Origin of the sequence: Streptococcus sp. Marseille-Q6488, assembly GCF_946902925.1 — a bacterium.
In the GTDB taxonomy this organism is placed as follows: domain Bacteria; phylum Bacillota; class Bacilli; order Lactobacillales; family Streptococcaceae; genus Streptococcus.
The window spans coordinates 142,283-156,063 of sequence record NZ_CAMPPZ010000008.1 but is presented as its reverse complement, the minus strand read 5'-3'; the positions used below and the strand labels follow the sequence as shown (position 1 = coordinate 156,063).

The 13,781-nt window shown below is 41.8% G+C and carries 12 protein-coding genes; 3 read left to right on the top strand and 9 right to left on the bottom strand.

Annotation, left to right across the window (positions count from 1 at the left end):
* Nucleotides 1–25: 25 nt before the first annotated feature.
* From OVN23_RS04040 to OVN23_RS04025, 4 genes are read right to left on the bottom strand one after another with little or no spacing between them, the layout of a single operon-like run.
* Nucleotides 26–1,879 (bottom strand): proline--tRNA ligase, encoded by a 1,854-nt coding sequence (locus OVN23_RS04040; RefSeq protein WP_173213339.1) that lies wholly within the window; start codon nucleotides 1,877–1,879, stop codon nucleotides 26–28.
* A 12-nt stretch (nucleotides 1,880–1,891) separates the two neighbouring features.
* Nucleotides 1,892–3,151, bottom strand: coding sequence for an RIP metalloprotease RseP (gene rseP / locus OVN23_RS04035; RefSeq protein ID WP_173213337.1), 1,260 nt, complete (start codon nucleotides 3,149–3,151; stop codon nucleotides 1,892–1,894).
* A gap of 21 nt (nucleotides 3,152–3,172) precedes the next feature.
* The gene (locus OVN23_RS04030) at nucleotides 3,173–3,976 is read right to left on the bottom strand and encodes a phosphatidate cytidylyltransferase (protein WP_049524343.1); all 804 of its coding nucleotides are present in this window, start codon (nucleotides 3,974–3,976) and stop codon (nucleotides 3,173–3,175) included.
* 8 nt (nucleotides 3,977–3,984) lie between these two features.
* Nucleotides 3,985–4,743, bottom strand: coding sequence for an isoprenyl transferase (locus OVN23_RS04025; protein WP_166736646.1), 759 nt, complete (start codon nucleotides 4,741–4,743; stop codon nucleotides 3,985–3,987).
* A gap of 208 nt (nucleotides 4,744–4,951) precedes the next feature.
* Between OVN23_RS04025 and OVN23_RS04020 the strand changes: the two genes are divergently transcribed.
* Nucleotides 4,952–6,118 (top strand): IS30 family transposase, encoded by a 1,167-nt coding sequence (locus OVN23_RS04020; RefSeq protein WP_173214493.1) that lies wholly within the window; start codon nucleotides 4,952–4,954, stop codon nucleotides 6,116–6,118.
* A gap of 513 nt (nucleotides 6,119–6,631) precedes the next feature.
* On the opposite strand, the gene OVN23_RS04015 is transcribed toward OVN23_RS04020, so the two are convergent.
* Complete coding sequence (locus tag OVN23_RS04015; RefSeq protein ID WP_173213335.1) at nucleotides 6,632–7,204, bottom strand: nucleotidyltransferase family protein; 573 nt, start codon at nucleotides 7,202–7,204, stop codon at nucleotides 6,632–6,634.
* Nucleotides 7,185–8,183, bottom strand: coding sequence for a Holliday junction branch migration DNA helicase RuvB (gene ruvB, locus OVN23_RS04010; RefSeq protein ID WP_319946277.1), 999 nt, complete (start codon nucleotides 8,181–8,183; stop codon nucleotides 7,185–7,187). The genes OVN23_RS04015 and ruvB overlap by 20 nt, the downstream gene beginning before the upstream one ends.
* Nucleotides 8,184–8,316: 133 nt before the next feature.
* Between ruvB and OVN23_RS04005 the strand changes: the two genes are divergently transcribed.
* Complete coding sequence (locus OVN23_RS04005) at nucleotides 8,317–8,409, top strand: type I toxin-antitoxin system Fst family toxin (RefSeq protein WP_000969509.1); 93 nt, start codon at nucleotides 8,317–8,319, stop codon at nucleotides 8,407–8,409.
* A 318-nt stretch (nucleotides 8,410–8,727) separates the two neighbouring features.
* The gene (locus OVN23_RS04000; protein ID WP_000970382.1) at nucleotides 8,728–8,820 is read left to right on the top strand and encodes a type I toxin-antitoxin system Fst family toxin; all 93 of its coding nucleotides are present in this window, start codon (nucleotides 8,728–8,730) and stop codon (nucleotides 8,818–8,820) included.
* Between the two features lie 825 nt (nucleotides 8,821–9,645).
* Here the strand turns inward: OVN23_RS04000 and OVN23_RS03995 are convergent.
* The 3 genes from OVN23_RS03995 to leuS all read right to left on the bottom strand — a co-directional run bounded on the left by OVN23_RS03995 (nucleotide 9,646) and on the right by leuS (nucleotide 13,465).
* On the bottom strand, nucleotides 9,646–10,062 hold the full coding sequence (locus OVN23_RS03995; protein WP_173213333.1) for a GNAT family N-acetyltransferase: 417 nt from the start codon (nucleotides 10,060–10,062) through the stop codon (nucleotides 9,646–9,648).
* Nucleotides 10,063–10,073: 11 nt separating this feature from the next.
* Nucleotides 10,074–10,769, bottom strand: coding sequence for a GNAT family N-acetyltransferase (locus tag OVN23_RS03990; protein WP_173213331.1), 696 nt, complete (start codon nucleotides 10,767–10,769; stop codon nucleotides 10,074–10,076).
* A gap of 194 nt (nucleotides 10,770–10,963) precedes the next feature.
* Nucleotides 10,964–13,465 carry a leucine--tRNA ligase gene (gene leuS, locus OVN23_RS03985; protein ID WP_267240606.1) on the bottom strand — a complete coding sequence of 834 codons (2,502 nt, stop codon included), beginning with the start codon at nucleotides 13,463–13,465 and terminating at the stop codon, nucleotides 10,964–10,966.
* Between the last annotated feature and the right edge of the window lie 316 nt (nucleotides 13,466–13,781).

Here is a 13,781-nt window from a genome sequence, read left to right as displayed (position 1 = left end):
CTTGTTTTTCTTCTGATTATAGTTTTTATTTCTTGCTGAGAATTTCAAGCGTTTCGAGCAAGTTATCTGCATGAACTTCGATGGTATCACCAGTCGCTTTAATCTTCACTTCTACGATGCCATCAGCCGCTTTCTTCCCAACAGTGATACGAATCGGCAATCCAATCAAGTCACTATCGCTGAATTTGACTCCGACACGTTCATTACGGTCGTCTGTCAAGACTTCGTAACCAGCTCCCATCAAGCTTGCTTCAAGTTTTTCTGTCAGAGCTTGTGCTTCTTCGTCCTTGACATTGACAGTAATCAAATGCACATCAAATGGTGCCAATTCTTTAGGGAAGTTGATGCCCCATGCGTAACGGTATTCACCTTTTGGCGTTTTGTTAACAAAGAGACGAGCGTGTTGTTCCATCACTGCTGAAAGGAGGCGGCTGACACCGATACCGTAACATCCCATGATGATTGGCACAGCACGGCCATTTTCATCCAAAACATCTGCTCCCATGCTTGCTGAATAGCGAGTACCGAGTTTGAAGATGTGACCAATTTCAATACCACGCGCAAAGTTAAGGACTCCTTGCCCGTCTGGAGAAATTTCACCCTCACGAACTTCACGGATATCCACATATTCTGCAGTAAAATCACGGCCTGGGTTCACACCAGTCAAGTGGTAGCCATCTTCGTTAGCACCGACAACTGCATTGCGAACATCTTGCACCTTACGATCTGCAATGATTTTAACATTCTCTGGCAAACCAACCGGGCCAAGTGAACCAAATCCTGCTTGAACAACATTTGCCACTTCTTCTTCACTAGCAACGTCAAAGAAATCTGCTCCCAAGTGGTTTTTCAACTTGACTTCGTTGAGTTGGTCATTTCCAACTAGAAGGGCTGCAACAAGCTCACCATCTGCCATGTAGAAGAGGGTTTTAATCGTTTGTTCTTCTGGAACGTTGAGGAAGGCTGCAACTTCATCGATTGATTTAACATCTGGTGTTGCAACACGAGTCACTTCTTCTTCAGCGACAACACGGTTGCTTGGTTTGTACTCGTTTGTTGCCATTTCCAAGTTAGCCGCATAGCTAGATTCACTTGAGTAAGCAATGGTATCTTCACCAGAGACCATCCATTTGAGCAATTCTGCCTTGATGTCTTCTTGCACTTCTGTAGGAATTTCGTCAAATGAGGCAACTGACTTGTCCAAGACAACCCAGCGGTCAAGGTCTGTACGAGCAGGTGTAATGGCCATAAATTCTTGGCTGTCCTTACCACCCATGGCTCCACCGTCACCAATGATAGCCTTGAAGTCTAAACCACTACGAGTGAAAATACGCTCATAAGCAGCCTTATACTCATCATAAACACTGTCCAAGCTATCATAGTTAGCGTGGAAACTATAAGCATCCTTCATGATAAACTCACGTGTACGAAGAAGTCCATTACGTGGGCGTTTTTCATCACGATACTTAGGCTGGATTTGGTAAAGGTTAAGTGGCAATTGCTTGTAAGACTTAACAGAATCACGGACAATAGCTGTAAAGGTTTCTTCGTGAGTTGGACCTAGGATAAAGTCTGATTTTTCACGGTTTTTTAGTTTGTAAAGGTCCTCACCATAAGTTTCGTAACGACCTGATTCGCGCCACAATTCTGCACTGAGAAGGGCAGGAGCCAACATCTCCACTGCACCAATCTTATCGAATTCTTGGCGCATGATATTTTTAGCTTTTTCAATCACACGATTAGCAAGTGGTAGGTAAGAATAAACACCTGCAGATACTTGGCGAACATAACCAGCACGCAACATAAGAGCATGGCTGATAACTTGAGCATCGCTTGGCATTTCGCGAAGCGTTGGGATAGGCATTTTACTTTGTTTCATAATATTCCTCGATTATCTAAAAAAGAGTCGCATAATGTCATTCCAGGTCACAGCAATCATCAAGACAACCATGATGACCACTCCGGCCAAGGTGACATAAGTTTCAATTTCTTGTTTCAATGGTTTGCGGCGGATGGCTTCTAGGATATTGAGCACAATCTTACCACCATCCAGGGCTGGAATCGGAATAAGATTAAAAATCCCGATATTGATGGAAATCATTGCCAAGAAGTACAAGACATTCTCAATTCCATTTTTAGCAGCGTCACTACTTGCCTTAAAGATGGCAACAGGTCCACCTAGCTTGTTCAAATCCGGTTGGAAAATCAGATTTTTCAGAGCTGAGAGAATTCGGAGGGCCGAGTCAGCAGCAGTTGTAAAACCACCTACAAACATGGATAGAAAATCTGACTTAATCCCCGGTTGAACACCTAGAAGGTAACGGCCTTGACTTTCTTCCGGAGTAACCGTAACTTGTTTGTCACTACCCTTTTCAGAAATAGTCACATCCAAGGTTGGGGCCGTCTTATCTTTGGTTTCTGATTCCACAGCCTGAATCAAACTTTCCCAGTTGCTAATCTTATGTGAACCAATCTTGGTAATCTGTGCCGTTTCTGGTACTCCCACCTTAGCCAAAGCCCCTTGAGGCATGACATGGAACTGGTTGGTATCGACATCTCTGACACCACCCTGCATGAAGATTAAAATCCAGAAAACAACGACACCTAAGATAAAGTTATTCATAGGTCCTGCAAAGTTGGTAATCAGTTTGCCCCAGATAGTTGCATTTTGATATTGCACATCTAAAGGTGCAATCCGAACCTCAGTACCATCTGCTTCCACAACCGTTGCATCGTGATCCACTGCAAATGTTTTTTCTTCTTCCAGAACCAAGCCCTTGATAAAGAGCTTGTCTTCAAAGTCAAACTGGGTCACCTGCATAGGAAGAGCTGTTTGATCCAATTTTTTACCTGAAAGATTGATGCGTTTAACCTTACCATCATCAGTAAGCGTCAAACTGACAGGAGTTCCTGTCTTGATTTCAGTTGTATCATCACCCCAACCAGCCATGCGAACATAGCCACCCAGAGGCAAGATGCGAATGGTATAGGCCGTTCCATCCTTGCCAATATGAGCAAAGATCTTGGGTCCCATGCCAATGGCAAATTCACGCACTAGAATCCCTGATTTCTTGGCAAAGTAGAAGTGTCCGAACTCGTGCACCACTACAATAATCCCAAAAACCAGAATAAAGGTTAAAATTCCGAGCATAGTATTTCCTCCGTCTTTTGATTAAAAGAGTCCAAACAAGTGCATGATTGGAAATACAAGCAACATACTATCGAAACGATCCAAAACACCACCATGTCCAGGGATAAATTTCCCAGAATCCTTAACACCAAAGTGACGCTTAATCGAACTTTCTAGTAAGTCACCAAATTGTCCAGCAATGCTAAAGAAAATAGCAAAGACTGACATCTTGTAAATTCCATACGGAAGAGCGACTGTGCTGTCAACAATCATAAAGATGATAGTTACTAAAATAGCGCCTAAAATACCACCCAAGGCCCCCTCAAAGGTTTTATTTGGAGAAACTGTCGGAGCTAATTTTCGTTTCCCATAGTTCATCCCAACAAGATAGGCACCACTGTCTGTTGCCCAAACAATACACAAGGCTAATAATGCCTTATCTAAACCTGCAATTCTAGCATCTAATAGAGCATTAAAACCAAAGCCCACATAGAAACTCATAGCAAGCGGGAAAACAGCATCCTCAATTGTATAAGACTTGCTAAAAACGGTCGTTCCTAACATGATTGAAATCAAAACACTATAAGCAACCACATTCCCATCAACTGGCAAAAAAGTCAGGTAATTCTCCAAGGGAATGGTCAAGGCAAAGGTTGCAAAGAGGGTCAAGAGGCCCTCCATCGTCATGGTCTCTAGACCTCTCATCTTCAAAAGTTCATGCATGGCTAGCATAGCTATGATTCCAATTGCTATCTGAAGCAAGAGTCCCCCAATCATCAAAATCGGTAGGAAAATAGCCAGGGCAATTCCTGCAAACAAGGTTCTTTTCTGTAAATCCTGTGTCATATTTCCTCCTAAACTCCTCCAAATCGGCGATGACGACGATTGTAGGCAAGAATGGCTTCCTGCAAGGCTGTCTCGTCAAAATCAGGCCACAAGGTGTCCGTAAAATAGAGCTCACTATAGGCTCCCTGCCATGGAAGGAAATTACTCAAACGCAATTCCCCACTAGTCCGGATAATCAAGTCCGGATCTCGTAAGTCCTTAGGCAAATGCTGGGTGAAGAGATAGTTGCCAATCAATTCCTCTGTGATGTCACCTGGGTTGATTTTGGCATCTAAAACATCCTGAGAAATCAACTTAAGAGCCTGTGTAATCTCAGCACGTCCACCATAGTTGAGGGCAAAATTAAGAATCAAACCTGTGTTGTTCTTAGTCAATTCCTCAGCCTTGGTCAGAGCTTCAAAAGTTTGCTTAGGCAGGCGGTCCGTTTCCCCAATCATTTGAATCTTAACATTATTCGCATGTAGTTCTGGAACATAATTATCATAAAACTCTACTGGCAAGTTCATGATAAACTTGACTTCCTGATCTGGACGGGTCCAATTTTCCGTAGAAAAAGCATAGACCGTAATAACCTTAACGCCCAGTTTGTTGGCTGCCTTGGTCACAGTTTGCAATGCTTCCATGCCCGCCTTGTGTCCAAAAACTCGCGGTTGCATACGTTTTTTAGCCCAACGGCCATTGCCATCCATAATGATGCCGATATGAGCAGGAACCTGTGTCGGAACCTCTACTTCCACAGCCTTATCTTTCTTAAAAAATCCAAACATGATCTTATTCCTATTCAAAAATCTATCGTTTCATTATACCATATTTCCTCATTTTCTTCTATCACTAAGCTATTTATACTCTTCGAAAATCTCTTCGCTAACTTCTCAAAGTAACTTCCACTTGCCTAACCAAAGTGGAAATTAGTCTAAAACGGATTTTTATGGTGGAATTAAGTATGAGACGTTTGAGTTAGAAACGAGGCTCACTATGACAAAACATAAACACCTTACCCTTTCAGACCGTAATGATATCCAATTGGGCTTAGAGCGCGGTGAAACCTTCAAAGCTATCGGGCAACTTGTTCTAAAAGACCCGACTACTGTTTCTAAAGAAGTCAAACGAAACAAACAAATTAGATACTCTACCTCTAACAACCTTCCTTGCCCTTTACTCGATAAGGCTCCCTTTGTCTGTAATGGATGTCCTAAAAGAAGACAGAATTGTGGCTATAAGAAGATCTTCTACCTCGCTAAACAAGCTCAAAAACAGTACGAACAAACTCTTGTTGAATCTCGTGAAGGAACTCCTCTTAATTCTCAGACTTTCTGGGATATGGACAAAATCATTTCTGATGGGGTTAAAAAAGGACAACACATCTATCATATTCTGAAAACTCATAACCTTGATGTTAGCTCCTCGACTGTCTATCGACACATCCGAAAAGGTTACCTGTCTATCGCTCCGATTGATCTTGCCAGAGCCGTTAAATTCAAAGAAAGACGGAAAAGTAAGCTACCTTCCATCCCTAAAGAAGCTAAAAAAGGCCGTTCCTATGAGGATTTCCAAAACTATTTAGCACTGAATCAACTAGACTCTTGGCTGGAAATGGATACGGTTATGGGTAGAATGGGAGGTAAAGTCCTACTCACCTTCAATCTATCTTTCTGTAACTTTATCTTCGCTAGACTTCTGGATAATAAAACTGCCCTTGAGGTTACCAAACACCTCTATGATATTAAGAACACTCTTCACCAAGCGGACAAAGATTTCTTCCAACTCTTTCCTGTCATTCTTACCGATAATGGTGGAGAGTTTGCAAGGGTTGATGACATCGAAATGGATGTGCGAGGAGAGAGTAAGCTATTCTTTTGTGACCCTAATCGCTCTGACCAGAAAGGCAGAATTGAGAAAAATCACACGCTGATTCGCGACATTCTACCTAAAGGAACTTCTTTTGACAACTTAACTCAAGAGGACATCAATCTCGTTTGTTCGCATGTCAACAGCGTCAAACGTGCTGCTTTGAATGGAAAGTCAGCCTATGAACTCTTTGTCTTTACCTATGGAGAAGAAATTCCTAAGCTTCTAGGCATTTCTAAAATACCTGCAGAAGACGTTTGTCAGTCTTCTACATTACTCCAACATAAGTTCTAAAAACTAATCTTTAACCGCATTCAAACGTCTCACACTAACTTCCACCATAGCGGAACTTAATCTGAAACGCTTTCAGATAAGGGGATTTTGTGCGCTCTTTTTTTCGATTCATTTTGGTTACAAAAGCAATAAAATCAAGCATGATTAAAACCAGTGGAACTTACCCTGACACGGATTTCCACTGGTTTTTACGATTTTTATCAGACTAACTTCCACTTGGATTAACGGTGGAAGTTAGTTTGGGAATTTACCCGAAAATCTCTTCAAACCATGTCAGCTCTATCTGCAACCTCAAAACAGTGTTTTGAGCAACCTGCGGTTAGCTTCCTAGTTTGCTCTTTGATTTTCATTGAGTATTATTCTCAGGCACAAAGCCCATTTCCAAAAAAATAAGCCGCCTGATTTGGCGACTTTATTTTTTATAGGGAGATTATTATGAAAAAGTTTTAGGAGTTTAAGTTAAGGTCTTCTTAACTTATGGACTTAGTATACACTTCCTAGCTTAAAGTTTCCTTAAGTATTTTTAAAAATCAAATTTTTCCATTTCTCCTGCCAATTTTTCTTGGATAATCGTGTTTGATAGAGCTTCATTCGGTCTTGATTCTCTAAAAAATGAGGAGTTGGACGAACTTGAAAATTCAAAATATCCTCCAAACTATAAGGTGCATAGAGTTCCAAAGCGGATTCTTCATTCAAGCGTAGTCCAACAGCCGTACATCGTTCTGGATACTTACTCATAGCATCACGAGAACTGGTATAGGGAGCAGTGTGAGGACTGTGCTGATGCATATAGACCTGATTTTTCAACTCCCATTGGTACTGAGGAGAATCCTCTCGTAGCTTTTTCTCCAGTAATAAGGTTTCCTCATAAGAAATATCTGGATTAAAGAAAATCACATCTACATCTGTTTCACAGTCAAAAGGGGATTTGTCTGACAAGAGATTCCAGATGAAATTTCTGACAGAACCCGCTGCCAACCAGGAATCTGTCAACTCCAGGTTTCGGATGATAGTCAGAATAGTCATCATATCTGGATTTTTTCTAAAAGCCTCTAGAATTTCTTGCTTATTTTTCACTGTACTCATACCCCAAATGCTCATATGCCTTAGCAGTCGCCACCCGTCCAGACCGCGTACGCATGATAAAACCTTTTTGAATCAAGTAGGGCTCATACATGTCCTCCACTGTCTCACGCTCTTCTGCTATGTTAACAGAAAGAGTTCCTAGACCAACAGGGCCACCACCGTACATCTCAATCATGGTCCGAAGGATTTTTTGGTCCACATAGTCCAAACCTTCATGGTCAACATCCAGCATGGTCAAAGCCTTATCGGTAATAAGATCATCGATCACCCCATTCCCCATTATCTGGGCAAAATCACGCACGCGCTTGAGGAGACGATTGGCAATACGAGGGGTTCCACGACTACGCAAGGCCAACTCGGATGCTGCCTCATGAGTGATTTTCATCTCAAAAATATCTGCCGTCCGCTCAACAATTTCCGTCAAATCAGCATGGGCATAATACTCCATATGACCTGTAATTCCAAAACGTGCCCGTAGCGGATTTGAGAGCATACCAGCCCGAGTCGTCGCACCAATCAAGGTAAAAGGTGGCAACTCCAAATGAACACTGCGACTACCTTCACCAGCACCAATCATGATGTCAATGTAAAAGTCCTCCATGGCACTATAAAGCACCTCTTCCACCGACATGGGCAAGCGATGAATCTCATCAATAAAGAGAACATCCCCAGGCTCTAAGTCATTCAAAATCGCTACTAGATCTCCGGCTTTTTCAATGACAGGCCCAGACGTCTGCTTGAGATTGACACCCAGTTCGTTGGCAATAACAAAGGCCATGGTCGTTTTCCCCAAACCTGGAGGTCCAAATAAAAGGACATGATCCAGCGCTTCATCCCGCATTTTGGCAGCTTCGATAAAGATTTGGAGCTGATCCTTGACCTTATCCTGCCCGATATATTCACGTAAATACTGAGGACGGAGCGTGCGTTCTACTAACTCTTCATCCCCCATTATCTCATTGTCTAAAATTCTACTCATGGCTCTATTATATCAAAAAACCAAGCCACAAACAAAAAAGCCACCCGATTGGGTGACTCCCGAGTTTAGCACGTATGTGGTATAATATTATACGGCACTGCTACACCGCCTGCGAAAGGAGGTGAGATAGCCCATGATGGATACAATACTTAAAACTATCATCGGACCAATTGTGGTCGGTGTCGTTCTTCGCTTAGTCGATAAATGGCTAAACAAGGATAAATAGTGTCAAAAAGACCCCAAGCTTATTTGGACGTGAGCTTGGGGTCTTTTCTAGCCTATGATATAGACACAATACTTAATTCCCTTTTATTATCCCATAGTTCACAAAATTTGTCAAAGGTTTATATTCTCTTAAACCTCTGTACAACAAGACTTTCAAGATTGCGAAAGTTATCGGAAAATGATGTTTAGAAAACTCCCGAAAAGCCTGAAATAGAGCCAAAAAACTCCACCTGATTGGGTGACTCCCGAGTTTAACATTTATGTGGTATAATATTATACGGCACTGCTACACCGCCTACGAAAGGAGGTGAGATAGCCCATGATGGAATTAGTACTCAAAACTATCATCGGACCAATTGTGGTCGGTGTCGTTCTTCGCTTAGTAGATAAATGGCTAAACAAGGACAAATAGTGTCAAAAAAGACCTCAAGCTTATTTGGTCGTGAGCTTGGGGTCTTTTCTAGCCTATGATATAGAACTAGTACTCAATTCCCTTTTATTATCCCATAGTTCACAAAATTTGTCAAAGGTTTATATTCTCAGCTTCTCAAGCTTTAACCGCTTTACAACAAGACTTTCAAGTTTAAGAGAAAGTTAGGGATTCTATCAATTTCATAGAAATTTTGATTTAGTAAACGAATAGAAAATCTTACATGTCACTCCTCATTTAATACGCCACTACTGGACAAGCAAAATCATTATTACAGCAGTTCCAGTCCTTCAATTAACAGTCACTTACAATCAAATTGAGTTTGAAGTAGCTGAAGTAACAGCAAACCTATTTCTTAGTCATATTTCCTAAAAAGTCCCCGCCAATTCCCCAACCAAAATCCGAAAAATACCGGAAAATATCGGAAAATGATGTTTAGAAAACTCCTCAAAAGCCTGAAATAGAGCCAAAAAACTCCACCTGATTGGGTGAAGTTAAGGGAGATTATGATGAAAAAGAAAAGTTTAGGATTTTATTAAATAAAGTTAGGAGGTCTTTATTTAATAACTATATGATACAAGACGAAGCTTAAAACTAGCTTAACTTTTTTCAAATTCTACCATTTTTCAAAAAATTTCTATTACCATCACCTCACCCCACAAAAAAGCCACCTGATTGGGTGGCTTCATTAGGAGATTATGATGAAAAAAGTTTTAGGATTTCATTAAATAAAGTTAGGAGGTCTTTATTTAATAACTATATAATACTAGATCATCCTTAAACTTTGCTTAAGAAAAACAGGTTTTATTATTTTTCTCGATTCATCCAAGTCATTCCTATACAATTATAGGTGGATAAGATTTCAAAGCCCATAGAACGATAAAATCCCACGTTTTTTTCTGTCTCTTCTGTCACCAGCTGGACTTGATAGGCATCTTTGTAATCCTCTAAAGCCTCTTTCATTAGGGCACTACCAATCCCTTGGCGCTGATAGATTGGTAAAACGATTAAATCCTGAACCAATACTGATGAGAATCCATCTCCAACCAAACGAATCAAGCCCACCACAGCATCACCATCAAGTGCCACATAAATCGCTAATGAATGAGACAAGGCCTGCTCCAGCATCTGAGGTTGATTTGTATAATTTGTCCAACCGACAGCCTGATAGAGATGCAAAACATCCTCTAGCTTGACAATTTCTTGCTTTTTAATAGTAATCATGTCACCACCTCTTAAAATTCTCTCAAGCTCTTGTACTGTCGTCCATTTTTATCAAAATTTTCAGGAGTCAGCCATGATTCCAATCGAGCTTTGACTTTTGGCCAGTCCTTATCAATCATAGACAACCAATCCGTATCCCTCGTACGCCCCTTATAAACCACTGCCTGACGGAAGGTTCCTTCATAAATAAAGCCCAAACGTTCTGCAGCTCGCCTTGATGGCAGGTTAAGAGCATCGCATTTCCACTCATAGCGACGATAGTTAAGCTCCTCAAAGACATAGCAAGCCAAGAGATACTGGGCTTCTGTCCCTATCCGTGTCCCCCTGAGTTTTGGAGAAAAAGTGACAGCTCCCACTTCTATTACTCGGTTATCCTGGTCAATACGCATTAGAGAAAAAGTTCCCAAAGCCTTACCAGTTGCCTTATCTATGATTGCATAGTAAAAACGGTCCTTACGAGCCAACATCTGATTTAAAAGGGTAACCAACTCCTCCATATCTGCCACTGGTTCCTGAAAGAGGTATGTCCACATCTCCCGAGGAGTATCCGGACCATAAACAGCTAGCAAATCCTCCGCATGCTTTTCCACTGAAAGAGCTTCTATTCGAGCATATCGCCCTTCTAAGAAATCAATAGAAGGCAATTCACCTGGTGTATAACCTTCCATTGACTCACCAATCATTTGACCATATTCATTTACTGGCATAACTTTCCCCTTGTTTTGCTTTCCAAACTTTATAGTTGCCCATAGTATATCATACTTTCATAAGAAGATTCAAAAAATCCCCCAGATTCTACTCTAAAGGATTCCTATCTTATTTCACAACAATATTAACCAATTTAGTTAGCTTCAATAGTCCAGTGGACTATTGAAGGTGGCAGATAGAGCTAATAAACTCGTTATTTAACGACGATATTAACGAGTTTGTTAGGTACTGCAATCACTTTCACGATGTCCTTACCGTCAATTTCTGCTTTGACTTTTTCATCAGCGAGAGCAATTTCTTGCAATTCTTCGCGTGATAGATCTTTAGCGACCATGAGTTTGGCACGGACTTTACCTTTGATTTGGACAACGATTTCGATTTCGTCTTCAACTAATTTGCTTTCGTCCCATGTTGGCCAAGCCACGTAAGAGATTGACTCACCTGTTGCCGCAACTGTTTGCCAGAGTTCTTCTGCCAAGTGAGGAGCAAATGGTGCAATCAATTGGATAAATCCTTTGGCGTAGTCCACATAGAGTTCGTCTTCCTTGTTAGCCGCATTGACAAAGACCATGAGTTGGGCAATAGCTGTGTTGAATTTCATAGACTCGATTTGCTCAGTGACAGATTTGACTGTTTCATTGTAGACCTTGTCAAGAGCGCCATTGTTTTCCGCAAGGATTTCCTTACTCATAATCAAACGGTAAACACGGTCAAGGAACTTACGGCTTCCTTCCAGACCTTCTTCAGACCAAGCGATTGAAGCATCAAGCGGTCCCATAAACATTTCATAGACACGAAGGGTATCAGCACCGTATTGTTCCACCACGTCGTCTGGGTTGACAACGTTCTTTAGAGATTTAGACATCTTGGCTGGTGCTTGCTCCAACTCTTCCCCTGTTTCCACATGGAAGAAAGAACCGTCACGTTTTTCAACCTTATCGGTTGCCACAAGAGCCCCACGGTGGTCACGGTAGCTTGTTCCCAAAATCATTCCTTGGTTAAAGAGTTTTTGGAATGGTTCCTTAGTTGGAACGACACCGAGGTCATAGAGGAATTTATGCCAGAAACGAGCGTAAAGCAAGTGAAGAACGGCATGCTCTGCACCACCCACGTAAATATCTACTGGCAACCATTGTTTGAGAAGGTCCTCATCAGCCAATTTCTCAGTATTGTGTGGATCAATATAGCGGAGGTAGTACCAGCTTGAACCTGCCCATTGTGGCATAGTGTTAGTTTCACGACGACCTTTGACACCATCTTCACGAGTCACTTCAAGCCAATCTGTCAAGTTAGCTAGTGGACTTTCACCAGTACCTGAAGGACGGATAGCCTTGGTTACAGGCAAGACAAGCGGCAGTTCATTTTCAGGAACAGCTGTTGAAGTTCCATCTTCCCAATGAATGATTGGGATTGGTTCACCCCAGTAACGTTGACGGCTAAAGAGCCAGTCGCGGAGACGGTAGGTAACCTTCTCTTGTCCACAGCCTTTTTCTTCCAACCAAGCCACAATCTTGGCAATAGCGTCTTCTTTGTTGAGTCCATCTAGGAAGTCTGAATTGACATGAAGACCATCCTCTGTGTAGGCAGCTTCTGCTACATTTCCACCTTCAAGTACTTCTACGATTGGAAGGTCAAATTGTTTGGCAAATTCCCAGTCACGTTGGTCATGGGCAGGTACAGCCATAACGGCACCTGTTCCATAACTAGCAAGAACGTAATCCGCAATCCAGATTGGAATTTCCTTGCCATTGACAGGGTTGATGGCATAAGCACCAGTCCAAACACCAGTTTTTTCTTTGGCAAGGTCTGTACGAGCCAAGTCAGACTTAAGGCTAGCTTGGTGTTTGTAGTCTGCTACTGCCTCTGCTTGCTCTGTGCTTGTGATGGCATCTACTAGTTCATGCTCAGGAGCCAAAACAGTGAAAGTCGCACCGAAAAGGGTATCAGGACGAGTGGTAAAGACGGTGAATTCCTTGTCGGTTCCCTTAACTTTAAAAGTTACATTGGCACCAGTTGATTTCCCAATCCAGTTGCGTTGCATGTCCTTGATAGACTCTGGCCAATCAAGTTCATCTAAGTCATTGAGCAAGCGCTCTGCGTAGGCCGTAATTTTGAGCATCCATTGGCGCATTGGCTTGCGGACAACTGGATAGCCTCCACGCTCAGAAGTTCCGTCAGGAAGAACCTCTTCGTTGGCGATGGCTGTTCCCAATTCCTCAACCCAGTTTACTGGCACTTCCGCTTCATAGGCCAAGCCTTTTTCGTAAAGCTTGGTGAAGATCCACTGAGTCCATTTGTAGTAGTTTGGATCTGTTGTATTGACTTCACGATCCCAGTCATAAGAAAATCCAAGCGCATTGATTTGGCGTTTGAAGTTGGCAATGTTCTCAGCTGTAAATTCTGCTGGGTCATTACCAGTATCCATAGCGTATTGCTCTGCAGGCAAACCAAAAGCATCCCAACCCATTGGGTGAAGGACATTGTAGCCTTGCGCACGTTTGTAACGGCTGAGGATATCCGTTGCTGTGTAACCTTCTGGGTGTCCTACGTGCAGACCTGCTCCAGATGGATAAGGGAACATATCAAGCGCATAAAACTTAGGTTTTGACGCATCTGTTCCAGTCTTAAATGTATGATGTTCTGCCCAGTAGCCCTGCCACTTAGGCTCAATTTCTTTATGATTGTAAAAACTCATGGTCTCTCTCCAATTTTGTGATGTTACTATTATACCATTTTTGAGGGAATTTGAAATGTGTTAAAAGAAAAAACTGTATACTGTATTTCATTAATTTTGATTACTATGACTTGCCCTATCTCCCACTTTTTATCCCATTGTTATGCAGAAAATCAAGGAGTAAACCAAGAAGCTTATCTCGTATAGCACAAAATACTTATTTTAGACCGAAGATAAGACTGGAATACTAATTAATGTATTTACAATAAATAGCTGACAACCTGTATTACTTCCTGATTTATAAAGAGCTTCGGATACAATATGAGGATAAATAAAA